Genomic DNA, 23,401 nt, shown 5'->3' with positions numbered 1-23,401 from the left:
CTCATCAGGATTGTGGAATCTTTAAATTTTGCCCCAGCATCACGTTGCTCGACTTCATGTTATTTGCCTGCATGATGGCTTTCGGGCTGACGCCGTACTTCGCGGCAATCGCCGTCAGCGAATCACCGCGCACCACTTTGTGCCGCGCCGGACGGCTGGCCGCGCTGCTGACGCCGGAACCGGCCGGCACTTTCAGCCGCTGGCCGACCCACACCACATCGCGCTTCAGGTTATTCAGCTCGCGCAGCGTCGCCATGCTGACACCGTATCGCGCGGCGATGCCGGACAGCGTCTCGCCGCGCGTCACGGTATGGCGCTGGGTAGCACCGGTATACTGCACGGTGCCGGTCGCCGGGTTGCTGGCGACGCTAACCGCTGGTGCGCGATCCAGCGGCCGGTTTTCCTCCTTTGGGACCGATTGCAGCGGATGCGCGAGGAAATAGTTACGCAGTCCTTTGTAAATCGACTGGGCAATCTTTTCCTGATACGCGCTGCTGCCAAGCAGCCGCTCCTCCCCGGCGTTACTGATAAAGCCGGTTTCAACCAGTAAAGAAGGGATGTCCGGCGAACGCAGCACGCCGAGGCTGGCATGTTCCGGCAGACGTTTGTGCAACGGCGTTACGCCGCGCAGCTGCTGCAGCACTTTAACCGCCACGTCATAGCCGACGCGCTGTGAATGGCCAAACTGCAGATCCAGCACCGCCTGGCTCAGGTAGGGATCGGCCTGGCTGTTCGCCAGCAGATCGCCCGCGCCGCCCAGCAGCTCAGACTGTTTCTCTTTCTGCTCCAGCCAGTTAGCCATTTCGCTGTTGGCGCGACGGTTGGACAGCACCCAAACCGAAGCCCCGGTAGCAGAGTGATTCGGTGCGGCGTCGGCGTGAATCGATACCAGCAGGTTAGCGTTCTCTTTACGCGCCACCTCGGAACGGCCCATCACCGAAATAAAGTAGTCGCCGTTACGCGTCAGCACCGGTTTAAACATCGGGTCCTGATCCATCAGCGCCTTGAGCTTCCGCGCGATGGCGATGGTGACATTCTTTTCATGTAAGCCGTGCTGGCCCGACGCGCCAGGATCCTGACCGCCGTGTCCGGCATCAATCGCCACGATCACCGCATCATTACGGCTGACAGCACCGCCCGGACGTACCGTGGTGTTGCTGCTGGTCACCGCCGTCACCGGATTGGCGTTGAACGGATTGCCCTGGCTGGTTGTGGCGCTGTCGCTCTGGCGCGCACGCGTCACCGGTGCCGCCGCGGTGCTGCGTCTGGCCGGCTGGGTGCCGCTGATGGTGAAGACCACGCGGTACTGATTGCCGTCGCGCTGCGTACTGGCGCGCGTTTTCGCCGCCTGGGTCAGCTCAAACACCAGCCGGATGCTCTGCTTATCCTTCGGCTGGCTATTACGAATCCGTTTAACGATGTTTTCGCCGCTAAAGTTGAGCGGCAGCCCCTGTATATTGCCGCTCTGGCGAATATCCAGCACCACCCGGTTCGGGTTGTGTAGCGGAAAGAAGCCATACACCGGCTGGCCGTTGAAGCTCAGGGTCACAGTCGCCTGGCTGTCGCCGTTATCGACTTTGATATCCGATAGTGTCGCGGCCAGCGCCGACGAGGAGAACAGACACAGCAGGGCGAGCATCATCCCGGTAACGCGTGACATCATGCCGGTTCCCTGCCCTGCTGAAACTGCTGCAGCAGCGTGTCGCCGAGCGGCGAATGCGCGCGGATTTCCGCTGCGCGCGCGCTGGCGACGTAGCTTAGCGTCAGTGCCAGATCTGGCTCTGGCAGCACACCTGCGCCCTGCTGCGGCCACTCAACCAGGCACAGCGCGTCGCCGCTGAAGTAGTCACGGATGCCCATAAACTCCAGCTCTTCCGGGTCGGCGAGGCGATAGAGATCGAAATGGTACAGGCTGCGGTCGCCCAGCTGATAGGGCTCAACCAGCGTATAGGTTGGACTTTTGACGTTGCCCTGATGGCCAAGCGCCTGCAAAAAGCCGCGGCTGAAGGTGGTTTTACCGGCACCCAGATCGCCATACAGATAGATCACCACCGCGCTGCTGCAAACGCGGGCCAGTTGCGCACCCAGATTCAGGGTTGCCGCCTCATCGGGCAAAGGAATAACACAGGTCTTCATGCTTTATTGTTGGATCATCTCTGGATTAACAAACTGCCACAGCAGTGCGAACAAATCAGTGGCTAACATGCCGCGCGTCCCGCGCTGTCGCGCTACCGCATCCGCCGCGGCACCGTGCGCGACACAGCCCGCACAGGCGGCGTCAAACAGGGTGGCCTGCTGGCCCAACAGGGCGGCGATAATACCGCTCAGCACATCGCCCATACCGCCGGACGCCATGCCTGCATTGCCGACATCCGCAATCGCCATGTCGCCCGTCGCGCTGGCAATTACCGTACCGGCACCTTTCAGCACCACCACGCCGCCATAGCGGTTTGCCAGGGTTTGCGCGGCGTGTAAGCGGTCACTCTCAATCTCTGCGGTTTTCACCCCGAGCAGGCGTGCGGCCTCGCCGGGATGCGGCGTAATGATGCGATTCTGACGGTTATCTGCATTGATTGCCAGCAGGTTAAGCGCATCAGCATCCCAAAGCATCGGCTTTTCACTCAGTGCCACCTTTTTCAGTGCCTTCTGAGCCCATTCACGCTGGCCAAGACCGGGGCCGATGGCGATGACATCCGCCCACGCCAGCGCGTCGTCCAGCCGCGCGTCGCTCAGGGCATCCACCATCAGCTCCGGTCGTGCGCTGAGAATCGGACCAATATTATCTTCATGCGTTAACACCCGCACAAGCCCGGCACCGCTACGCAGCGCCGCTTCGCCGGTCATGCGGATCGCGCCAGCCGTGCCGCTGTCGCCGCCGACCACCAGCAAACGGCCGTGATCGCCCTTATGCGAGGTGGCTTTGCGCGGCTTCAGCCAGCGCGGTAAATCCGCTGCAGCGTAGCGATGAATTGGCGCCGGCTCGCCAGCCAGAAACGCGTCCAGGCCAAGCGTCGCGCAATGCAGCACGCCGACGTGGTCACGCGCTTTGCCGGTGAGCTGACCAGGCTTCAGCGCAATCATACTTAGCGTACAGTCCGCCATGACCGCCGCCCCTGGCGTGGTGCCGGTCGCGGCCACCAGCCCGGAAGGGATATCGACGGCAAACACCGGCGCGGCGTGCGCGTTGATCTGTTCGATCAGCGACTGGTAAGGCGCGGCAGGCGCGCGATTCAGCCCGGTGCCCAGCAGCGCATCAACAATCACGTCGATGTGTTCCGGCCAGGCGGCGTCGGCGGCATGAATCACGCCGCCCGCCGCCAGCCAGCCGTCGCGCGCCTGCTGTGCTTCTTCCGGCAGCGGACGTTCGCTGTCACAGGCCAGCAGCGTCACGCTCAGCCCGGCGGCCTGCGCCAGCCGCGCCACCACGTAGCCATCGCCGCCGTTATTACCATGGCCGCATAAAATCAGCCAGTGCTGCGCCTGCGGCCACTGCTGGCGAATCCGTTCATAGCTGGCCTGCCCGGCACGTTGCATCAGTTCATACAGCGTCAGTCCCAGGCTATCGGCGGCGTCGCACTCCAGTTGCGGCATGGCCTGCGCAGGCCAGACAGAGTGTGGTAAACTGCGTGCGTTTGCTTCAATTGCCTGGTCTCTCATGTCATACCCTCTCGATCTTCAACAGCTCGCTCAACAGATTAAACAGTGGGGGCGCGAACTCGGCTTTCAGCAGGTCGGTATTTGCGATACCGACCTGAGCGCCGAAGAGCCGAAACTGCAGCAGTGGCTGGAGAAACAGTATCACGGCGAGATGGACTGGATGGCGCGTCACGGCATGATGCGCGCCCGTCCGCATGAACTGCTGCCCGGCACGCTGCGCGTGATCAGCGTGCGCATGAACTATCTTCCGGCCAAAGCCGCGTTTGCCAGCACGCTAAAAAACCCGCAGCTGGGTTATGTCAGCCGCTACGCGCTGGGCCGCGATTACCACAAAGTATTGCGCAATCGACTGAAAAAGCTCGGAGAAAAAATCCAGGCCCACTGCGGCGAACTCAATTTTCGTCCGTTTGTCGACTCCGCGCCCATTCTGGAGCGGCCGATTGCCGTCAAAGCCGGACTCGGCTGGACCGGCAAACATTCGCTGGTGCTGAATCGCGAAGCCGGCTCGTGGTTTTTCCTCGGCGAACTGCTGATTGATCTACCGCTGCCGGTGGATGAGCCGCAGCAAGAGCAGTGCGGCCGCTGCGTCGCCTGCATGACCATCTGCCCGACCGGCGCCATCGTCGAACCTTATGTCGTTGATGCGCGCCGCTGCATCTCCTATCTCACCATTGAACTGGAAGGCGCCATTCCCGAAGCGCTGCGTCCGCTGATCGGCAACCGCATTTACGGCTGTGACGACTGCCAGCTGATCTGCCCGTGGAATCGCTATGGTCAGCTGACCGACGAAGAGGATTTTTCGCCACGCGCGGTGCTGCACGCGCCGCAGCTGGTCGAACTGTTCGGCTGGGATGAAGCCCGTTTTCTGCGCGTCACGGAAGGCTCCGCCATTCGCCGCATCGGCCATCTGCGCTGGCTGCGTAATGTGGCGGTGGCGCTGGGTAATGCGCCCTGGGCACCCGAGAATCTCACGGCATTAGAACAGCGGCGCGGTGAACATCCGCTGCTGGATGAGCACATTGACTGGGCGATAGCGCAGCAGCGGCAAAAGCGCGCGGCGCAGGCGGTAGAGGTGCAATCGGCACAGCAGCAGCGGCTGGTGCGCGCCGTCGAGAAAGGGTTACCGCGTGATGCATGATTGAGCAATCGCGCAGGATATTATGCTTTTCCACATGCTGTGAATAAAATTATTTCCCCGAATAGTGACGTGGATCGTTATTTCGTCTAAAAGGGGCATTCACAGTCTGAAATATCATTTACCCAATAAAAAACATAGAGTTAGATAATTACTGTAAACATTTACGTCGGGTTTTGCGCGCAGGGGCTTGTCCAGAGCTTGTGGATAACTCTGTTCAAAACGGTTTTGCAGATAGGGTAAAACGCCGTCAGCACGTTGCGGGCGCATTGTGGATAACCTGTAAGATTACTGCAACAGACGCAGACATCCTGGGCACTCACGCGGCGTGCAAAATTTCCAGATAACAAACGGAACCGCACAGGTAAAACGACTGCAGCAGTTGTATGTCTGATTGTGCCCGGGGGCAAATAACTTTAGTGAATATGAAAATCTGGAGCGGGAAACGAGACTCGAACTCGCGACCCCGACCTTGGCAAGGTCGTGCTCTACCAACTGAGCTATTCCCGCATAATCTTCGTATTTTAGTCTGCCACGGCGTTGGCTGCCTTCGCTCACCCAGGTCACTTACTCGTGTAAGCTCCCAGGGATTCGCTCAGTTGCCGCCTTGTTGCATACTCAAATACTCGATTATGTACCGGCATTCTTAAGTCACAACAACCGCAAAAAGACTAAATCCGTGATTTGGATGGCGTACTGCAACAGAGACTGGAGCGGGAAACGAGACTCGAACTCGCGACCCCGACCTTGGCAAGGTCGTGCTCTACCAACTGAGCTATTCCCGCATAATCGTCGTCTTTCATTGCGCTGCGGCGTTAACGGCCTGGACGCGGCTGAAATCCTTGATTCTGATGCATTACTTTTTACTGCACGTTCTGGAGCGGGAAACGAGACTCGAACTCGCGACCCCGACCTTGGCAAGGTCGTGCTCTACCAACTGAGCTATTCCCGCATCATTGTCTTTCAATCTGCTGCGGCGTTGACCGCCTTAGCGCAACTGAACTACCTGATTCAGAACATTTGTTACTTTTACTGCTCCGTACCTGTTGTAAATTCTTCACCGGTACGGGGTGCGCATTATACGAGAAATCCTTCCCGCCGCAAGCGTTGCAAAGCAAAATTTTGCGCTTTGCGCGCGTTTGCTGTTTTAATCGGCAAACTGCTGCTTTCCTGCGCACCCGCGTTGATTTACAGCTGCAGGAAGTGCTCGCGGTAGTAGGCCAGCTCGGCAATGGACTCGCGAATGTCGTCCAGCGCCTGATGCGTACCGGCCTTTTTAAAGCCTGGCAGAATCTCTGGCTTCCAGCGGCGCGCCAGCTCTTTCAGCGTGCTGACATCCAGATAGCGGTAGTGGAAATAGGCTTCCAGCGCCGGCATGTACTTAAACAGGAAGCGGCGATCCTGGCCAATGCTGTTGCCGCAAATCGGCGATGTGTTGGCCGGAACCCACTGCTGCAGAAACGCAATCGTCGCCTGCTCCGCCGCACGATCGTCATGCTGGCTGGCCTTCACGCGCGCAACCAGCCCGCTGTTGGTGTGGGTGCGCACGTTCCAGTCATCCATCAGCGCCAGCTGCGCATCGGACTGATGCACCGCCAGTACCGGACCTTCGGCCAGAATGTTGAGGTTGGCGTCCGTTACAATGGTGGCGATCTCAATAATGCGATCGCGCTCCGGATCCAGTCCGGTCATTTCCAGGTCGATCCAAATCAGATTGTTTTCATTTCCCGCTGTCATGCATTTCCCGCCTGTTGCCAAAGTCGTCATTAGCCTGAATTAAGGTGTATCATAGACGTTTTGCCCAGCGGGGCGAAGCCTGGCGAAAGCGTGAGAGGATGCGTGAGCAAAAATAAATTGTCGAAGGGTCAACAACGTCGCGTCAGCGCCAACCATCAGCGTCGTCTGCAGCAACGGAACGAAAAGCCGGAACCGGACGACAGCCTGTTTGGTGAAGCCTCTGAGGGCGTAGTGATCAGCCGCTTTGGCATGCACGCGGATGTGGAAGACAGCGCCGGCGAGGTGCATCGCTGTAATATCCGCCGCACCATTCGCTCGCTGGTCACCGGTGACCGCGTGGTGTGGCGCGCCGCCGGCGAAAACGGTGGCAAAGGTATTGTTGAAGCTGTGCACCCGCGCCAGACGGTGCTGACGCGCCCGGACTTCTATGACGGCGTGAAACCGATCGCCGCTAACATTGATCAGATCATAATTGTGTCGGCGATCCTGCCAGAGCTGTCGCTGAACATTATCGATCGCTATCTGGTGGCCAGCGAAACGCTCGGCGTGGAGCCGCTGCTGGTACTGAATAAAACCGATCTGCTGGATGACGACGCGCGGGCGTTTGTCGATGAGCAGATGGATATCTATCGCCGCATTGGCTATCGCGTACTGATGGTGTCGAGCCGCGCCAAAGATGGACTGAAGGATCTGGAAGCGGCGCTCACCGGCCGGGTCAGCATTTTTGCCGGCCAGTCGGGCGTGGGTAAATCCAGCCTGCTGAACAACCTGCTCGGCCTTGACCTGGCAGGCGATGAGATCCTGACCAATGATGTGTCGGACGTGTCCGGCCTCGGCCAGCACACCACCACCGCCTCACGGCTGTATCACTTCCCGCACGGCGGCGATGTCATCGATTCGCCTGGCGTGCGCGAGTTCGGTTTGTGGCATCTGGAGCCGGAACAAATTACCCAGGGATTTGTCGAATTTCGTGAATTTCTCGGCGGTTGTAAGTTCCGTGACTGCAAGCACGACAACGACCCTGGCTGCGCCATCCGCGAAGCGGTGGAGAACGGGATCATCGACATTTCACGCTTCGATAACTACCACCGTATTCTGGAGAGCATGGCGCAGGTAAAAACGCGTAAAAACTTTTCCGCCAGCGAAGATTAACGGGTACAACGGCACATTCGCCAACTGACCGGGGCGCTGCTACAATCCGCCCCCTTTTGTGTAAACCAAACGTTATTAAGCCAGGAGGCAACGGTGTTTGATCGTTTTAAACTCGGCCTGAATCACATTCTGCCTAAAAAAGCGCTGACCGAACTCGCCGGTTGGGGCGCCAGCCGCCGCGCTGGCTGGCTGACCAAAGCGGTCATCGACATTTTTGTCTGGTTCTACAAAGTGGATATGGCGGAAGCCAGCAAGCCGCACACCGGCAGCTACCGCACCTTTAATGACTTCTTTGTACGCCCGTTAAAAGAGGGGGCACGCCCTATCGATCCGGACGCTTCGCTGCTGGCCTTGCCAGCGGATGGCGCCATCAGCCAGCTGGGCCGTATTGCTGGTGATCAGATCTTCCAGGCCAAAGGCCACACCTACTCGCTGCAGGCGCTGCTGGCCGGCAATGACGATCTGGCGGAAAAATTTGTCGACGGTGAGTTCGTTACCACGTACCTTGCGCCGCGCGACTACCACCGCGTGCACATGCCGTGTAACGGCATCCTGCGCGAAATGATCTACGTGCCGGGCGATCTCTACTCGGTTAACCCGCTGACCGCGCGCAATATCCCGAACCTGTTTGCCCGTAACGAACGCGTGATCTGCGTATTTGATACCGATCACGGCCCGATGGTGCAGATCCTCGTGGGCGCCACCATCGTCGGCAGCATCGAAACCGTCTGGGCCGGCACCGTGACGCCGCCGCGCGAAGGGGTGATCAAACGCTGGCGCTACCCATCGGCCGATCATGATGGCGCGGTCGTGCTGCTGAAAGGTCAGGAGATGGGCCGCTTTAAGCTGGGCTCGACGGTGATCAACCTGTTCGCGCCGAACCGCGTCAAGCTGGCTGAAAGCCTTGAAGCCGAAAGCAAAACCCGCCTGGGTCAGCCGCTGGCTATCGCCCTGCCGCAGCCCGGCGACAGCGCTCCGCTCATCGACTAATTCCGGGAAACACCGCCGTGCGCGCCTCTCTTTTTCTGCTGCTGAGCCTGGTGCTCAGCAGCACCGTCTTTGCCGCCACCGTTCCACCCGCCAGCCAGCTGAAACAGGATCTGGAAACGGCGAAATCCGCGAAAAGCTCGCCCAGCCAGGCCGAACAGGTGCAGGCGCTGGAAGCAGCAATTAACTTCCTGTCCGAACGCGACGACTCGCTGGAACGGGCGAAACAGTATCAGCAGGTGATCGATGATTTCCCGCGGCTGGCCCGCGAACTGCGTCAGCAAATCGCCACGCTGACCGATAGCAGCAAGCCAGTGCGCAGCAACATGAGCAATGCCGAGCTGGATCAGGAGATCCTGCAGGTTAGCAGCCAGCTGCTGGAGGAGAGCCGCCAGGCGCAGCAGGAGCAGGATCGCGCCCGCGAAATCAGCGATTCTCTGTCGCAGCTGCCGCAGCAGCAGACCGATGCGCGGCGCGCCATGACCGAAAGCGAACGGCGCGCACAGGGCGCGGCGGCTGCCGCTACCCCGCTGGCACAGGCGCAGATTTATGCGCGTCAGACCGAGAGCGCTGCCAGTAAAGCGCGGGTAGATGAGCTGGAGCTGGCGCAGCTGTCGGCCAATAACCGTCAGGAGCTGGCGCGTATGCGCGCGGAAGTGCATCAGCGCAAAGCGACCCAGCTGGATAACTATTTGCAGGCGCTGCGCAATCAGCTCAATAACCAGCGTCAGCGCGAAGCCGAACTGGCGCTGGAGCGCACCGAACAGCTGGCAGAAAACAGCGGCGATCTGCCGGCCTCCATCAGCGATCAGTTCCGCGTTAACCGCGAGCTCTCCGCCGATCTGAATCAGCAGGCGCAGCGTATGGATCTGGTGGCCTCGCAGCAGCGTCTCGCCACCAATCAGACATTGCAGGTGCGCCAGGCGCTGAGCACGCTGCGCGAGCAGTCACAGTGGCTGGGCGTGTCGAATCTGCTGGGTGAAGCGCTGCGCGCGCAGGTGGCGCGCCTGCCGGAGATGCCGAAATCCCAGCAGATCGACAGTGAAATGGGCCAGCTGCGCGTGCAGCGGTTGCATTATGAAGACCTGCTGGAGCGCCAGCAGGCGCTGCGCAAAGAGAAACAGGCGGACGGCACGCCGTTCACCAGTGAACAGACGCGCATTCTGGATGCCCAGCTGAAAACCCAGCGTGAATTGCTGAACTCGCTGATTTCCGGCTGCGACACGCTGATTCTGGAAATCACCAAGCTGAAGGTTTCCAATACGCAGCTGCAGGACGCGCTGAGTGAAGTTAAAGAGGCGACGCACCGCTATCTGTTCTGGACCGCCGACGTTAGTCCGGTTGGCCTGAAATATCCGCTGGACGTGGCCACCGACCTGACGCGCCTGCTGTCGCTGGACACGCTGGGCCAGCTGGGCAAAGCGCTGGCGATGATGTTCACTAATCGCGAAACGGTGCTGCCAATTATTGGCGCCATTCTGCTGGTGGGCTTTAGCATCAGCACGCGTCGTCACTACAACGCCTTTATGGCGCGTGCGGCCAGCCGCGTGGGGAAAGTGACGCAGGACCGCTTCAGCCTGACGCTGCGCACCGTCTTCTGGTCGATTCTGGTCGCGGTGCCGCTGCCGGTGCTGTGGGCCGCGCTCGGCTTTGGCCTGCAGCACGCCTGGCCTTACCCGTTTGCCGTGGCGATTGGCGATGGCATCACTGCCACCCTGCCGCTGCTGTGGGCATTCATGATTAGCGCGGCTTTTGCCCGTCCTGACGGCCTGTTTGTCGTGCACTTCCGCTGGCCGCAGGCGCGGGTCGCGCGCGCCATGCGTTATTACTCGCTGACGGTCGGCCTGATCGTACCGCTGATTATGCTGCTGATTGCTTTCGCCAACCTCGACGATCCGCAGTTCTCCGCCACGCTGGGGCGCCTGTGCTTTATTCTGATCTGCGGGGCGCTGAGCATTGTCACCGTCAGCCTGAAACGCGCCGGTATCCCGCTCTATTTAGATAAAGAGGGCAACGGCGACAACTTCGTTAACCGGATTCTGTGGAACCTGATGATCGCCATCCCGCTGGTGGCGGCGCTGGCCTCCTGCATTGGCTATCTGGCCACCGCGCAGGCGCTGCTGGCGCGTCTGGAAACCTCGGTCGGCATCTGGTTCTTCCTGCTGGTGATTTACCACATCATTCGCCGCTGGATGCTGATTCAGCGCCGCCGCATCGCCTTTGACCGCGCGCGCCAGCGTCGTGCCGATATGCTGGCCAACCGCGCGCGCAGCGAAGAGGAAAAAGAGCAGCAGTCTGCCGTCAGCACCGATACCGTGGAAGTCGAAGAGCCGATCATCGATCTGGATGCGATCAGCGCGCAGTCGCTGCGGCTGGTCCGCTCGATTCTGACGCTGATTGCGCTGGTGTCGGTGATTGTGCTGTGGTCTGAGATTCACTCCGCGTTCAGCTTCCTCGACAACATTCCGCTGTGGGATGCCAGCACCACGGTGCAGGGCGTCGAGAGCGTACAGCCCATTACGCTGGGTGCCGTGCTGATCGCCATCCTGATCTTTATCATTACCACCCAGCTGGTGCGCAATATGCCGGCGCTGCTGGAGCTGGCGCTGCTGCAACACCTCAGCCTGTCGCCCGGTACCGGTTACGCCATTACCACCCTGACCAAATACGCGCTGATGCTGGTCGGCGGTCTGATTGGCTTTTCGATTATTGGCGTGGAGTGGTCAAAACTGCAGTGGCTGGTAGCGGCGCTGGGTCTGGGACTGGGCTTTGGGATGCAGGAGATCTTTGCCAACTTTATCTCCGGCCTGATCATCCTGTTTGAGAAACCGATCCGTATCGGCGATACCGTGACCATTCGCGATTTGACCGGCAGCATCACCCGCATCAATACGCGCGCCACCACCATTACCGACTGGGACCGCAAAGAGATTATTGTGCCGAACAAGGCCTTTATCACCGAGCAGTTCGTCAACTGGTCGCTGTCGGATTCGGTGACGCGCGTGGTGCTGACCATTCCGGCACCGGCCCACGTTAACAGCGAAGAGGTGACGACCATCCTGAAGCAGGCGGCAGATCGCTGCACCTACGTACTGGATATGCCGGCGCCGGATGTGTTTCTGGTGGACCTGCAGCAGGGCATTCAGCTGTTTGAGCTGCGCGTGCACGCGGCGGAGATGGGCCATCGTATGCCGCTGCGTCATGAGCTGCATCAGCTGATTCTGCGCGGCTTTGAAGAGCATGGCATTGAGATGCCGTTCCCGCCGTTCCAGGTTCGCATGGAAACGCTGGGGCGCAAAACGCCGGCCAGCAACGGTTCGACTGCCAGCCGGACTTTCAAATCTGGTGGCCTGTAAAACAAAACGCCCGGCATGCGCCGGGCGTTTTTTCTTTACGCGCGAGTTACTTCACAAACTCTTCGCCCTGCGCGATATCTTTTTTCAGCGTCTCCAGCATGCCGTTAAGCGCCTGCTGTTCGAAATCACTGAGCGGCCCGAGCGGACGGCGTTCGGCGATACCGTTTTTGCCCAGCAGCAGCGGCTGCGAGAAGAAGCGCGCGTACTCGCCGTCGCCTTCCACATAGGCGCATTCAACGACATTGGCTTCGCCCTGCAGTGCACGAATCAGCGACAGACCAAAGCGCGCAGCCGCCTGGCCCATCGACAGCGTCGCCGAGCCGCCACCGGCTTTGGCTTCCACCACTTCGGTACCGGCATTCTGAATACGTTTCGTCAGGTCGGCGATCTCCTGCTCGCTGAAGCTGACGCCTTTAACCTGCGACAGCAGTGGCAGAATGGTCACGCCTGAATGCCCGCCGACCACCGGCACTTCAATCTCCGTAGGCTGTTTGCCCTTCAGGGCAGCGACAAAGGTGTTGGCGCGAATCACATCCAGCGTCGAGACGCCAAACAGCCGGTTTTTATCGTACACGCCGGCTTTTTTCAGCACTTCGGCGGCAATCGCCACCGTGGTATTTACCGGGTTAGTGATGACGCCAATCAGCGCTTTTGGCGCGGTGGTCGCCACCTGTTCAATCAGGTTACGCACGATACCGGCGTTGACGTTAAACAGATCGGCGCGGTCCATGCCAGGTTTGCGTGCCACACCGGCCGAGATCAGCACCACATCAGCGCCGTGCAGAGCCGGCGTGGCATCTTCGCCACTGAACCCTTCGACTTTCACGGCAGTAGGAATGTGGCTGAGATCAACCGCGACGCCTGGCGTCACCGGGGCAATGTCATACAGTGAGAGGGCTGAACCTGCGGGTAATTGGGTCTTGAGCAGCAGAGCGAGTGCCTGGCCAATACCACCAGCTGCACCGAGAACGGCAACTTTCATCCTGAACTCCTTATTAAGGTGGGGCAGAGATATGCCGGAAATCCATCAGGTTACGAGTTTAATCAACTTCTCAGGCGATAGCGACACACCTGTCGCGCAATAACATTACGCCGCAATCGGCTCCCGAGACATCTCCACTTCAGAAGTCGCCTGAATGATCCAGTCGCAGCCAGAAGACTATGGACGGCAATGATCATCGTTTTGTTGTTACCACTTCAATAATATAACAACTTTGCAACCTTCGCTTTGCGCGCCAGCGCGCGATTTTGGTGCAGGATAAAACTCTGTTATCATGCCCGCCCCACACGCGCATGCCGTGAATTCACGCATCCGCTTATTGCATAAAAATTCATCTAAATGCATAATAATTTATCTGCGACGGGCCTGTTGCCTGCTGCAACCCTCTTTTATTGGTAGCTTATGCGAAACCCATCTAAACAAGACGATCTGATAAAGGCGTTCAAAGCCTTACTGAAAGAAGAAAAGTTCAGCTCTCAGGGCGAAATTGTCCAGGCGCTGCAGGAAGACGGCTTCGGCAACATCAACCAGTCAAAAGTTTCTCGTATGCTGACCAAGTTTGGCGCGGTGCGCACGCGTAACGCCAAAATGGAGATGGTGTACTGCCTGCCTGCCGAACTGGGCGTGCCCACCACCACCAGCCCGCTGAAGAATCTGGTGCTGGATATCGACTATAACGATGCGCTGGTAGTGATTCATACCAGCCCGGGCGCAGCCCAGCTGATCGCCCGCCTGCTCGACTCCCTCGGCAAAGCCGAAGGCATTCTCGGCACCATCGCCGGTGACGACACCATCTTTATTACGCCAGCGCGTGCCTTTACGGTGAAACAGCTGCATGACGCCGTGCTGGTGTTATTCGAACAGGAACTATAAAACCCTGTCTGTTACCGGCGGTTCACCTGCCGGTAACCTTGCCCGCCCGCCCGCGTTTCTCCCGCTGTTTTATCGCCAACACCTTACAAAATAACCGCTTAGCCATATTCCGCCGGGTTCTCAATGCGCGAAAGTATTGGTACGACCTTTTCGCCTGCTTAACCCTTTGCGCTATTTTACGCTGCTTTACAATTAGTGCTCAGCGGTTATCTCTTGCTTTTAGCGCACAGCCAGCTTGATCAACCACATTGTTTCGCACAAAAAGATAATTTGATGCAGATCATTGTTTTTGCATGGAAATACACCCTCCTGGTTAAGATCCAGGCGGTTTTAATAACTTTGCGTTATAAAAATGTGCCATAAGGATAAAGAATTACAACCAATCATTATTAGCGGGATATTAATTTCATGGGTGATTAGATCTATACTTCTTTTCGTGATGCAAATCACACGAAATCAAAAAGAGAAAAACAGAAGACGAGGAAAAATACCATGAACGTTAAAACTACTATCGCCACCCTGAGTGTTCTATCTGCCCTTTCATTTGGTGCTTTCGCCGCAGATTCTATCAATGCCGAACAGGCAGCGAACCTGCAGCCGGTCGGCACCATCAGCGTCAGCGGCATTGGCGGCTCACCGATGGATATCCATCAGCAGCTGAACGCCAAAGCTGAAGCGCAAGGTGCTAAAGCCTATCGCGTTGTTGAGGCTTATAACGACAACAGCTACCACGCAACCGCGGAACTTTATAAAAAAGTTTGCCGGAACAAGATGCAGTGTGAACAGCGACCCGTTTGAGAGGCGTTTGCCTCTCAGGTTGCCCACCCCATTTCAGGAGAGTGAATCATGAAAACCAAATTATCTATTGCTGTACTGAGTCTGGCTTCCGTTCTGTCTTTTGGCGCCAGTGCTGCCACCCTGGTAACCAACACCCAGGCTGAAAATCTGCAGCCGCTGAATCAGACCATTAGCGTGAGCGGCGTCGACGGCGACCAGACCAATATCCGTCAGGAACTGTCCCAGAAAGCCGATGCTCAGGGTGCCAGCCATTACCGCATCATTGAGAACAATCAGGACAACACCTTCCACGTGACGGCTGAACTGTACAAATAAACTTTAACTATCGATCCGGCGTTATGCAGTTGCCGGGAGAAGATCGACGACCCGCTTACCCTCTTCGTGCCGCAGGTTGTTGATTCTAATGAGGAGACGAATTATGAAAATCAAAACAACCATCGCAACCGCTACGCTGCTTTCTCTGTTCGCTTTTGGCGCTTCGGCTGCCCAACTGGTAACGGATGAATCCGCGCAGAATCTGCAATCTACCGGCCAGACCATTACCGTTAGCGGAACAGGCGGCTCACCTATGGATTACCGCGCTCAGCTTTCTCAGAAAGCCGATGAGCAGGGTGCCAGCGCGTATAAAGTGATTGAAGCGCGCACCGGTGACAGCTATCACCTGACTGCAGAGCTGTACAAATAATTCCTCGTCAATTCTGACGAACCCTTTGGCCCCGCCTGCCGGGGCCCTTTTTGGTTGTGCTACTGAACATTAAAGCGGAGCTGGCCTTCCAGCTCCTCTTCTGCCTCATCGAATAGCAATATCAGCGCACCATAGCGGCGTTTCTGCCCTTTCCCCAGATTGATGAACGCAATTTCCAGCGGCAGCGGGATCTGCTCGCCGATGATCATTTCCCACAGATCGTCCAGATCGTGAATGGTGCGATCCGCCAGCGCGAAACGTTCGCAAAACTGACGGTAGAAATGAGCCTGATCGACGATTTCATTGAAGTCGAAACGCTCGGTTCTCATGGTGACATCCTCTCGCTACGCCAGACCGCCGAGGTGCAGCGCTTTGACTTCCAGATACTCTTCCATGCCCAGCACCGATCCTTCGCGTCCCAGTCCGGACTCTTTCACGCCGCCAAACGGCGCCAGCTCGGTCGAGACCGCACACTCGTTGATCCCAATCATGCCGGCTTCCAGCGCCGCCGAAACGCGGAACACGCGCTGCAGATTCTGCGTATAGAAGTAAGCCGCCAGACCGTATTCGGTATTGTTGGCGCGCGCGATCACCTCAGCTTCATCGTCAAAGCGGAAGCAGGCGGCCACCGGACCGAAGGTCTCTTCCTGCGCCAGCTGCATCTCTTCATGCGCATCGGCAATCACCGTCGGCTGCCAGAAGTTACCGCCCAGCGGATGGCGCTCGCCGCCCACCAGCAGCTTCCCGCCTTTGCTCAGCGCATCTTTGACATGCTCTTCCACTTTCTCCACCGCGGACGGCTCAATCAGCGGCCCGACCACCACGCCCGGCTCCACGCCGTTGCCCACTTTCAGTTTGCCCACCGCCTCAGCCAGCTGATGCACAAAGCGGTCGTATATTGCGTTGTGGATATAGAAGCGGTTAACGCTGACGCACACCTGGCCGGCGTTACGGAATTTGTTGGCGATAGCCCCCTGCACCGCCGCGTCGATATCGGCATCGTCAAACACGATATAGGGCGCGTTGCCGCCCAGCTCCATCGAGACTTTCTTCATGGTTTCGGCCGCGTTCCGCATCAGCGTTTTCCCCACTGCGGTGGAACCGGTAAAGGAGATTTTACGCACCGCGCGGGAAGCCATAATGGCGTCGCTGATGGCGTGCGTGTCGCCGGCTACCGCGTTCAGCACGCCGTCCGGCACGCCCGCCTTTTGTGCCAGCGCCACCAGCGCAAAGGCGCTGAGCGGGGTGTTATTGGCCGGCTTGATGATGCCGGTGCAGCCGGCCGCCAGCGCCGGGCCGAGTTTGCGCGTCAGCATCGCCATCGGGAAATTCCACGGCGTGATGGCAGCGACCACGCCAATCGGCTCGCGCGTCGCCAGAATGCGTGAACCGGCTTTGGCCGGCGGGATAATTTCGCCGTTGGCGCGCTTCGCCTGCTCGGCAAACCATTGAATAAAGCTGGCGGCGTACTCTACTTCCCCCTCGGCTTCCTTTAGCGGTTTGCCCTGCTCGGCGGTCATCAGCTGGCCCAGCCAGCTTTTGTGCTCAATGATCAGCTGGTACCAGCGATAAAGGATTTCGCTGCGCTGTTTGGCGGTTTTGTCGCGCCACGCCGGAAAAGCGCGCTGTGCGGCGGCAATCGCCTGTTCGGTTTCAGCCTTGCCGGCTTTCGCCACCTGCGCCAGTACCTCGCCGGTGGCCGGATTGGTGACATCAAAGGTGCTGCTGGCGGTGTGCCACTGGCCGTCAGCGAAGTAGCCAGTGTTGAACAGTTCGTGTTGTTGCAGGGAAGTGGACATCGTTATTCTCCTGTCAGTAAGCATCCTGTCAGGAAAGTATAGATGGCAATAATCGGGCAATGAGGGTCAGCGTGGCATCAGGCCAGCCGCTGCGCCAGGCAGCGGCCAGTTTCAGATTTGGATGAGGGTGTTCTGGTACTTATCCAGCATCATCGACAGCCGTTTCACCGGTTCCGTCACGCTGGCCGGAGCGGCATAGTGCTGCAGCTTCTGCTGATAAACGTCCAGCTCCTGCAGCAGGCGCTCAAAGTAGTAGCGCCGTTTATCATCGCTGCTGGCCGCAATAATGCGGTCGGCGGTGGCGCGCAGCTGGCGGTGATACGCCGACAGGTCGGCATTGACCGGCACCTCCGCGTTGCGCAGGCGCTGATGACCAATAATCAGCGTGAGCGCGATCCGGTACTTGTCGATATCGCCCGGGAACAGATTAAGTAGCAGGAACAGCTGCTGATAAAGCGCTGGTAAATGGTTCTCACGCCGGCGCGCCTGATTGGTGGTCAGCGCGGCCACCGCAGCATACATAAAGCGATTCAGCAGCTTGCGTCCGGTGCGGGCTTTGGATTTGTCACGAATCAGCAAAATCACCATCATCGCTACAAAGCTGCCAATCCACTGGCCGAGCGCGTTGTCGAGAAACACGTTGAACTCAAACTTCATCGGGTTATCCAGCACCAGCACGTTAATGGTGCCGATCAGTGCGCCCAGCGTACCAATCTGCCGCCGCTGTACAAAGATGCCGCCGATAAAGCCGAGTGCGCCAATCGCGATACACAACAGCAAGGCACTTTGCTGGGTGCCCGGCAATACCCAGATGAAGTAGAGCATGCCCAACGGCACCGCAAAGGCCATGCCGTAGAAGAAGTCTTTCGCCATCATCAGCGGATTCGGCATGCGCATCGCCAGCGCGGTAATCACCGCCAGCATCACCATGCAGCCGCTGCCGGAGGTCCAGCCGGTATACAGCCAGAACAGCGAACCGAGCGCGGTGGCAACAAAGGTGCGCACGCCATTGATCATCGCATGATGCGTCTCCGCTGAACGCGCCTGGATCACCACCTCACGCTGCAGAATGCTCTCCTCCAGCGTGGTAATACGGCTGTTACTTTTGACGCCGTTGATCAGCAGCAGATACTCTGTCGCCGCGCCGACCCAGCTGGCCAGGGTAAACGGCACGCTTTTACTGCTGACGCCAATAACGCGGCGCATCAGCTTCATGCGCTTATGTACGTCGCTGACGCTGGTTACCTCTTTTTCAATCAGCAGGCGATACTGCGGCGGGATGTAATCCGGGCGCGAATTCTGAATCAGGAAGGTCTCAGCGGCCTGAGTAATCAGCGTCAGCGATAGCGTGTTGAGCATTTGCAGCCGGCGGCTGGTGTTGCTCCAGCGCGACGACTCCATCAACAGCTGGCTGCGCATACCGTTGAGCGCGGTCGTGCGGCGCACCAGTGCGCTCCAGGCTTTGTCGACTTCCTCTTTATCCTCGTGCGCCACGCACAGCTGCAGCAGGCGGTAGTGCGCGACCAGCAGCGCATCCACTTCCGCATCAATCACTTTCTTGATCGAGCGCGGAGAGAACAGCATGTCGGCGAGAATGGCGCACAGGATACCGAGCACAATTTCGCTGCAGCGCTCCACGGCGAACTGTGGCGCCAGCGTCAGGCCGCCGCTGGCATCCGCGGTCACCACGATGATCAGCGCAGTGTAGCCGGCGAGGCCCAGCGCGTAGGAGTTTTCGACTTTAATCAGCGATGAGAGCCAGACGCACATGCCGGCCCACAGGCAGCACAGCAGCAGCATCACCACCGGCGCGCGCACCGTCGCAATCATGATGGTGAGTGCCGCGATACAGCCGATAAAGGTGCCGATAATACGCAGAACGCCACGGTAGCGCAGCGCGCCAGAGTAGGGATCGCCGCCCGCGGCAAAGGCGGTGCCGCCAGCCACGATGCCGGCGGTCATCACCGCCCAGCGCGGCGTTTCCAGATTGAAGTGAAAGCCAATCATCAGCGCTGCCACCAGCGCGAAGGTCAGCTTTACCGGGAAACGCAAAAACTCAATCATATCGCCCCCGCTTAACCAAACTCACGCAGGCGGTTGAACAGCTGCGCCATCGGCGACACTTTGGTCTGGCGGTCTTTGTCACCGGTGATCACCACGGTGGCGGTGGTCCCCGCCGGGAAGCGGTTGCCGGGTTGATCGTCAAGGCGAATACGCACCGGCACGCGCTGCGCCAGACGCACCCACTCAAGGTTGGAGTCCACGGTGGCCATGCCTTTGCTGTCGACGCTGCTGCTGCTGTTGGTCACGCCAGCCGCGATGCTGTCAACCGTGCCGCGCAGCACCGTGTTGCTGCCCAGCGGGGTAATTTCCGCGCGGAAGCCGGGACGCACGCCATCCAGCTTGGTCTCTTCCATGTAGGCCAGCACGTAGAACGAGTGCTGCTGCACCAGCGCCACGGCCACCGAGCCGCGCGTGATGAATTCCCCCTGATAGACGTTGAGGTTGGTGACCCAGCCGTCGGACGGTGCTTTGATGGTGGTGCGATCGAGGTCGATCACCGCCAGATCGCGCGTCGCCACCGCTTTGGCCAGCTGATGTTCGCTGGTCTGCAGGTCGCTATTCGACTGCTCAATGGCTTCACGCGACATCGCGCTGGTACCGAGCTGGTTACGGCGCGCCGCTTCACGGCGTTTTTCACTAACCAGCGCCTGGTAATATTCGACATCCGCCTGCGCCTCATCCAGCGCTTTCTGGTAGCGCGGACGGTCGACGATAAACAGCGTATCGCCTTTTTTCACCAGCTGGTTGTCGTGTACCGGGACGTCGGTGATCAGTCCGGTCACGTCCGGGGAGATCGCCACCACGTCGGCGGAGAATTTGGCGTCACGCGTCCACGGCGACTCGGTATAGAACACCCAGGCGCGGAAGATGATAACAACAGCGATGATAACCAGCAGGAGCGTAATGGCGTAACGCGCGATTTTTCTTATAAGCGCTTTCACTTAAAACCTCAGACGAATAGACGGGATACAAGGTAAAACACACAGCAATACAGCGCTGTGTTAAAAAGTGCCGGATGCCACACCAGATCGTAAATCCCGCTGGGCGTCAGCACGCGTTTCACCAGCCAGAACAGCGCCAGCGAAACCAGTAGTTCAATGAAGATGGGCGGAAAAGACAGCCCGAATACGACAAATACCGGAAGCACACTCATTTCGGTTCCTTAGTTCGACCTTGCCGGATTGCACCGATACCTGCCCTCATGCCCTCTGGCACGTCGGGTTGATGATAGTGGGGTGACGGATAATCTGATGACAACATTCAGGCCGCGTTGAGCTAATCATAGCGTATCATCGGGTAAACACTGCCGTGTTCAGGTGCGGTGAAGAGACCCAGCGTGCGTATAGTAACGCGCTTGACTATACGTTTTCTACATATTGTGAGCTAAATCACTTTTTAGCCAGAGTAAACAATGGAACGACTCAAAGGCATGTCCATTTTCGCCAAAGTGGTTGAATTGGGCTCATTTACCGCCGCCGCACGCCAGCTGCAGCTCAGCGTCTCGTCAATCAGCCAGATTGTTGCCAGACTGGAAGATGAGCTGCAGGTGAAACTACTTAACCGCAGCACCCGCAGTCTGGGCCTGACCGAAGCCGGTAAGATTTATTATCAGGGCTGCCGCCGCATGCTGGCAGAGGCCTCGCAGGTACACGAACAGCTGTACGCCTTCAACAACACGCCGATCGGGATTTTACGCATCGGCTGCTCAACCACCATGGCGCAAAATGTCCTGTCCGCCATGACCAGCGAGATGCTGCACGAATACCCGGGACTGAGCGTCAACCTGATGACCGGCATACCGGCGCCGGACCTGATTGCTAACGGGCTGGATGTGGTGATACGCGTCGGTGAGCTGCAGGATTCCAACCTGTTCTCGCGCCGGCTGGGTGCCATGCCGATGGTGGTATGCGCGGCGAAGAGCTACCTGGCCCAGCACGGCACGCCGGAAAAGCCGGCTGAAATCGACAACTTTTCCTGGCTGGAGTACAGCGTGCGTCCGGATAACACCTTCGAGCTGGTGGCGCCGGAGGGCCTGGTGACGCGCCTGACGCCGCAGGGACGTTTTGTAACCAATGATTCTCAGACGCTGATTCGCTGGCTGAAAGCGGGCTGCGGTATCGCCTATGTGCCGCTGATGTGGGTGATTGATGAGATTAACGCCGGTGAGATCGATATTTTGTTCCCGCAGTATCACTCGGAGCCGCGCCCGGTGTATGCCGTCTATACCGAGAAGGATAAGCTGCCGCTCAAGGTGCAGGTGTGTATCAATTATCTGACCGAGTATTTCAGGCAGGTGGCGAGGCAGTATCAGCAGCACCGCAAAAGTTAGCCGCCGTCTGGCGCTGGTGTGGTCGGCCTGAAGGGCGCAGACGGGGAAATGCGGGGCAGTAATGCATGCCAGGCCACACTGAAAGGTGACCTGGCAAAACAATTGCGTAATGCCGATCAGTTAAGTACCAAATTCAATTACCGCAGATTTCGTAGCGGCGCGATTAATCGCGCGTACTACTAGCAGCACCGTTCCCATCCATGCTTCGCGCAATAAATTGCGCCGCTACCAAAGTGTGCGTGCTGTTTACTCATAACTGACAAGCATTGTACAAACCCATTGCGCGGTTTTGACAGGGTGCGCACTGATGCGCACCAGCATGAACCTTAAGCCGTTCCGCCCACGGTAATTTTATCCAGCTTCAGCGTGGGCTGACCTACGCCGACCGGCACGCTCTGGCCCTCTTTACCGCACACGCCGACGCCCTTATCCAGCGCCAGATCGTTACCGACCATGGAAATCTGCTGCATCGCCTCAATGCCGGAGCCGATCAGCGTCGCGCCTTTCACCGGTTTGGTGACTTTGCCGTTCTCGATCAGATAAGCCTCGGAGGTCGAAAACACAAACTTGCCGGAGGTGATATCGACCTGGCCGCCGCCAAAGTTAGGGGCATACAGACCATATTCCACACTCTCAATGATCTCCTGCGGCGTCGATTTGCCCGCCAGCATATAGGTGTTGGTCATGCGCGGCATCGGCAGGTGCGCATAGGATTCACGACGCCCGTTACCGGTAGGCGGCACGCCCATCAGACGCGCATTGAGCTTGTCCTGCATATAGCCTTTCAACACGCCGTTTTCGATCAGCACGTTGTACTGTCCCGGCACGCCTTCATCATCCACCGCCAGCGAACCACGCAGCCCTTGAAGGGTACCGTCGTCAACCACGGTGCAGAGTTCAGACGCCACCAGCTGGCCCATCTTACCGCTGAAGACGGAAGTCTCGCGGCGGTTGAAATCCCCTTCCAGACCGTGGCCCACCGCTTCGTGCAGCAACACGCCTGGCCAGCCCGCACCCAGCACCACCGGCAGCGTACCGGCTGGCGCCGCGACGGCGGACAGGTTAACCAGCGCCATGCGCACCGCTTCGCGCGCCCAGACATCGGCCCGTACATCACCGCTCTCATCGGCAAGGAAGAATTCGTAGCCGGTACGCGCACCGCCGCCGCTGGCGCCGCGCTCGCGTTTACCTTGATCTTCGACCTGAACGCTAATGGACAGGCGCACCAGCGGGCGAATATCCGCCGCCAGCGTACCGTCGGTGGCGGCGACCAGCACCTGCTCGTAGACGCCGCTCAGGCTGGCATTCACTTCCTGCACGCGCGGATCGGCAGCGCGTGCCACTTTATCAACCCGGTGCAGCAGCGCGATTTTGTCTTCGCGCGTCAGGCTGTCCAGCGGATTGACCGGCGCGTACAGCGAACGGTTAAGCACCGCGGAGAGCGCGTGCGCTTTGCCATTGCCCTGCTCGCGCACGATACTGCGCGCCGCTTCGGACGACTGGCGCAGGGCGTTGAGGCTGATTTGATCGGCATAGGCAAAACCGGTTTTCTCCCCGCTTACCGCGCGGACGCCCACGCCCTGATCGATATGATAAGAGCCATCTTTAATGATTTTGTCTTCCAGCACCCAGGATTCATGGAAGCTGGACTGAAAATAGAGATCGGCATAGTCCAGACGACGTTCTGAAAGCTGCCCTAACAGGGAAAAAAGGTCCTGCTGATTAATGCTGTTCGCAGCTAGTAACTGCTCACTTACCAGATTCAGAGTCATCGTTTCTCACTCATTATGTGCTCGGATAGTCATAGCCTGCGGCAATTCCCCGACGGC

General features: G+C 58.5%; 20 protein-coding genes and 3 tRNA genes. 9 read left to right on the top strand and 14 right to left on the bottom strand.

Features of this window, described 5'->3' with window-relative positions:
- Positions 1-4: 4 nt before the first annotated feature.
- From amiB to nnr, 3 genes are read right to left on the bottom strand one after another with little or no spacing between them, the layout of a single operon-like run.
- The gene (amiB, locus tag AC6I7J_RS02085; protein ID WP_371824683.1) at positions 5-1,660 is read right to left on the bottom strand and encodes an N-acetylmuramoyl-L-alanine amidase AmiB; all 1,656 of its coding nucleotides are present in this window, start codon (positions 1,658-1,660) and stop codon (positions 5-7) included.
- Positions 1,660-2,136, bottom strand: a complete 477-nt coding sequence (gene tsaE, locus AC6I7J_RS02080; RefSeq protein WP_058775731.1) for a tRNA (adenosine(37)-N6)-threonylcarbamoyltransferase complex ATPase subunit type 1 TsaE — start codon at positions 2,134-2,136, stop codon at positions 1,660-1,662. The genes amiB and tsaE overlap by 1 nt, the downstream gene beginning before the upstream one ends.
- Before the next feature lie 3 nt (positions 2,137-2,139).
- Positions 2,140-3,657 carry a bifunctional ADP-dependent NAD(P)H-hydrate dehydratase/NAD(P)H-hydrate epimerase gene (gene nnr / locus AC6I7J_RS02075; protein ID WP_498006629.1) on the bottom strand — a complete coding sequence of 506 codons (1,518 nt, stop codon included), beginning with the start codon at positions 3,655-3,657 and terminating at the stop codon, positions 2,140-2,142.
- Between nnr and queG the strand changes: the two genes are divergently transcribed.
- Positions 3,656-4,795 carry a tRNA epoxyqueuosine(34) reductase QueG gene (gene queG, locus AC6I7J_RS02070; protein WP_058771352.1) on the top strand — a complete coding sequence of 380 codons (1,140 nt, stop codon included), beginning with the start codon at positions 3,656-3,658 and terminating at the stop codon, positions 4,793-4,795. The two genes, nnr and queG, sit on opposite strands and share 2 nt — an antisense overlap.
- A gap of 431 nt (positions 4,796-5,226) precedes the next feature.
- On the opposite strand, the gene AC6I7J_RS02065 is transcribed toward queG, so the two are convergent.
- The 4 genes from AC6I7J_RS02065 to orn form a co-directional block, all read right to left on the bottom strand.
- Positions 5,227-5,302, bottom strand: a tRNA-Gly gene (locus AC6I7J_RS02065).
- A 199-nt stretch (positions 5,303-5,501) separates the two neighbouring features.
- Positions 5,502-5,577: transfer RNA gene (locus tag AC6I7J_RS02060), tRNA-Gly, on the bottom strand.
- Positions 5,578-5,668: 91 nt separating this feature from the next.
- Positions 5,669-5,744, bottom strand: a tRNA-Gly gene (locus tag AC6I7J_RS02055).
- A gap of 236 nt (positions 5,745-5,980) precedes the next feature.
- The gene (orn, locus tag AC6I7J_RS02050) at positions 5,981-6,529 is read right to left on the bottom strand and encodes an oligoribonuclease (protein ID WP_058759872.1); all 549 of its coding nucleotides are present in this window, start codon (positions 6,527-6,529) and stop codon (positions 5,981-5,983) included.
- 102 nt (positions 6,530-6,631) lie between these two features.
- Between orn and rsgA the strand changes: the two genes are divergently transcribed.
- The 3 genes from rsgA to mscM all read left to right on the top strand — a co-directional run bounded on the left by rsgA (position 6,632) and on the right by mscM (position 12,024).
- Positions 6,632-7,681 (top strand): small ribosomal subunit biogenesis GTPase RsgA, encoded by a 1,050-nt coding sequence (gene rsgA, locus AC6I7J_RS02045; protein ID WP_498006627.1) that lies wholly within the window; start codon positions 6,632-6,634, stop codon positions 7,679-7,681.
- 93 nt (positions 7,682-7,774) lie between these two features.
- Positions 7,775-8,671, top strand: a complete 897-nt coding sequence (asd, locus tag AC6I7J_RS02040) for an archaetidylserine decarboxylase (protein WP_021508134.1) — start codon at positions 7,775-7,777, stop codon at positions 8,669-8,671.
- 17 nt (positions 8,672-8,688) lie between these two features.
- Positions 8,689-12,024 (top strand): miniconductance mechanosensitive channel MscM, encoded by a 3,336-nt coding sequence (mscM, locus tag AC6I7J_RS02035; protein ID WP_264240643.1) that lies wholly within the window; start codon positions 8,689-8,691, stop codon positions 12,022-12,024.
- A 46-nt stretch (positions 12,025-12,070) separates the two neighbouring features.
- On the opposite strand, the gene mdh is transcribed toward mscM, so the two are convergent.
- Positions 12,071-13,006, bottom strand: coding sequence for a malate dehydrogenase (gene mdh, locus AC6I7J_RS02030; RefSeq protein WP_021508136.1), 936 nt, complete (start codon positions 13,004-13,006; stop codon positions 12,071-12,073).
- A 420-nt stretch (positions 13,007-13,426) separates the two neighbouring features.
- Here mdh and argR point away from each other — a divergent pair, with 420 nt between their 5' ends.
- The 4 genes from argR to yhcN (AC6I7J_RS02010) all read left to right on the top strand — a co-directional run bounded on the left by argR (position 13,427) and on the right by yhcN (AC6I7J_RS02010) (position 15,380).
- The gene (argR, locus tag AC6I7J_RS02025; protein WP_058771465.1) at positions 13,427-13,897 is read left to right on the top strand and encodes a transcriptional regulator ArgR; all 471 of its coding nucleotides are present in this window, start codon (positions 13,427-13,429) and stop codon (positions 13,895-13,897) included.
- 492 nt (positions 13,898-14,389) lie between these two features.
- Complete coding sequence (gene yhcN, locus AC6I7J_RS02020) at positions 14,390-14,695, top strand: peroxide/acid stress response protein YhcN (protein ID WP_498006625.1); 306 nt, start codon at positions 14,390-14,392, stop codon at positions 14,693-14,695.
- Positions 14,696-14,743: 48 nt separating this feature from the next.
- A complete protein-coding gene (locus AC6I7J_RS02015) occupies positions 14,744-15,010 on the top strand; it encodes a YdgH/BhsA/McbA-like domain containing protein (protein ID WP_021508139.1) in 267 nt (88 codons plus the stop codon).
- A gap of 103 nt (positions 15,011-15,113) precedes the next feature.
- Entirely contained in the window at positions 15,114-15,380 is a 267-nt protein-coding gene (gene yhcN / locus AC6I7J_RS02010) for a peroxide/acid stress response protein YhcN (RefSeq protein WP_021508140.1), read from the top strand.
- Between the two features lie 59 nt (positions 15,381-15,439).
- Here the strand turns inward: yhcN (AC6I7J_RS02010) and AC6I7J_RS02005 are convergent, their stop codons facing one another.
- The 5 genes from AC6I7J_RS02005 to aaeX all read right to left on the bottom strand — a co-directional run bounded on the left by AC6I7J_RS02005 (position 15,440) and on the right by aaeX (position 20,396).
- Entirely contained in the window at positions 15,440-15,709 is a 270-nt protein-coding gene (locus tag AC6I7J_RS02005) for a barstar family protein (RefSeq protein ID WP_021508141.1), read from the bottom strand.
- A gap of 15 nt (positions 15,710-15,724) precedes the next feature.
- A complete protein-coding gene (locus AC6I7J_RS02000) occupies positions 15,725-17,179 on the bottom strand; it encodes an NAD-dependent succinate-semialdehyde dehydrogenase (protein ID WP_215481617.1) in 1,455 nt (484 codons plus the stop codon).
- A 111-nt stretch (positions 17,180-17,290) separates the two neighbouring features.
- Entirely contained in the window at positions 17,291-19,243 is a 1,953-nt protein-coding gene (gene aaeB / locus AC6I7J_RS01995) for a p-hydroxybenzoic acid efflux pump subunit AaeB (RefSeq protein WP_021508143.1), read from the bottom strand.
- An 11-nt stretch (positions 19,244-19,254) separates the two neighbouring features.
- The gene (gene aaeA / locus AC6I7J_RS01990) at positions 19,255-20,184 is read right to left on the bottom strand and encodes a p-hydroxybenzoic acid efflux pump subunit AaeA (protein ID WP_058759877.1); all 930 of its coding nucleotides are present in this window, start codon (positions 20,182-20,184) and stop codon (positions 19,255-19,257) included.
- 8 nt (positions 20,185-20,192) lie between these two features.
- Complete coding sequence (gene aaeX, locus AC6I7J_RS01985) at positions 20,193-20,396, bottom strand: p-hydroxybenzoic acid efflux pump operon protein AaeX (RefSeq protein ID WP_021508145.1); 204 nt, start codon at positions 20,394-20,396, stop codon at positions 20,193-20,195.
- A 258-nt stretch (positions 20,397-20,654) separates the two neighbouring features.
- On the opposite strand from aaeX, the gene aaeR reads away from it, so the two are divergent.
- On the top strand, positions 20,655-21,572 hold the full coding sequence (gene aaeR / locus AC6I7J_RS01980; protein WP_058771467.1) for an HTH-type transcriptional activator AaeR: 918 nt from the start codon (positions 20,655-20,657) through the stop codon (positions 21,570-21,572).
- Between the two features lie 326 nt (positions 21,573-21,898).
- Here aaeR and tldD read toward each other — a convergent pair whose 3' ends face one another.
- Positions 21,899-23,344, bottom strand: a complete 1,446-nt coding sequence (gene tldD / locus AC6I7J_RS01975; protein ID WP_021508147.1) for a metalloprotease TldD — start codon at positions 23,342-23,344, stop codon at positions 21,899-21,901.
- Positions 23,345-23,401 lie beyond the last annotated feature (57 nt).

The organism is Type-C symbiont of Plautia stali, assembly GCF_059730935.1.
This window is presented reverse-complemented; position numbering and strand designations above follow the sequence as displayed.

What these genes read in the sequence shown, in the direction of transcription:
- nnr (WP_498006629.1), bottom strand. Translation starts at nt 3,657, where the DNA reads ATGAGAGACCAGGCAATTGAAGCAAACGCACGCAGTTTACCACACTCT.
- argR (WP_058771465.1), top strand. Translation starts at nt 13,427, where the DNA reads ATGCGAAACCCATCTAAACAAGACGATCTGATAAAGGCGTTCAAAGCC.
- orn (WP_058759872.1), bottom strand. Translation starts at nt 6,529, where the DNA reads ATGACAGCGGGAAATGAAAACAATCTGATTTGGATCGACCTGGAAATG.
- tldD (WP_021508147.1), bottom strand. Translation starts at nt 23,344, where the DNA reads ATGACTCTGAATCTGGTAAGTGAGCAGTTACTAGCTGCGAACAGCATT.
- aaeB (WP_021508143.1), bottom strand. Translation starts at nt 19,243, where the DNA reads ATGATTGAGTTTTTGCGTTTCCCGGTAAAGCTGACCTTCGCGCTGGTG.
- AC6I7J_RS02005 (WP_021508141.1), bottom strand. Translation starts at nt 15,709, where the DNA reads ATGAGAACCGAGCGTTTCGACTTCAATGAAATCGTCGATCAGGCTCAT.
- AC6I7J_RS02000 (WP_215481617.1), bottom strand. Translation starts at nt 17,179, where the DNA reads ATGTCCACTTCCCTGCAACAACACGAACTGTTCAACACTGGCTACTTC.
- aaeR (WP_058771467.1), top strand. Translation starts at nt 20,655, where the DNA reads ATGGAACGACTCAAAGGCATGTCCATTTTCGCCAAAGTGGTTGAATTG.
- yhcN (WP_498006625.1), top strand. Translation starts at nt 14,390, where the DNA reads ATGAACGTTAAAACTACTATCGCCACCCTGAGTGTTCTATCTGCCCTT.
- AC6I7J_RS02015 (WP_021508139.1), top strand. Translation starts at nt 14,744, where the DNA reads ATGAAAACCAAATTATCTATTGCTGTACTGAGTCTGGCTTCCGTTCTG.
- mdh (WP_021508136.1), bottom strand. Translation starts at nt 13,006, where the DNA reads ATGAAAGTTGCCGTTCTCGGTGCAGCTGGTGGTATTGGCCAGGCACTC.
- tsaE (WP_058775731.1), bottom strand. Translation starts at nt 2,136, where the DNA reads ATGAAGACCTGTGTTATTCCTTTGCCCGATGAGGCGGCAACCCTGAAT.
- queG (WP_058771352.1), top strand. Translation starts at nt 3,656, where the DNA reads ATGTCATACCCTCTCGATCTTCAACAGCTCGCTCAACAGATTAAACAG.
- yhcN (WP_021508140.1), top strand. Translation starts at nt 15,114, where the DNA reads ATGAAAATCAAAACAACCATCGCAACCGCTACGCTGCTTTCTCTGTTC.
- aaeX (WP_021508145.1), bottom strand. Translation starts at nt 20,396, where the DNA reads ATGAGTGTGCTTCCGGTATTTGTCGTATTCGGGCTGTCTTTTCCGCCC.
- amiB (WP_371824683.1), bottom strand. Translation starts at nt 1,660, where the DNA reads ATGTCACGCGTTACCGGGATGATGCTCGCCCTGCTGTGTCTGTTCTCC.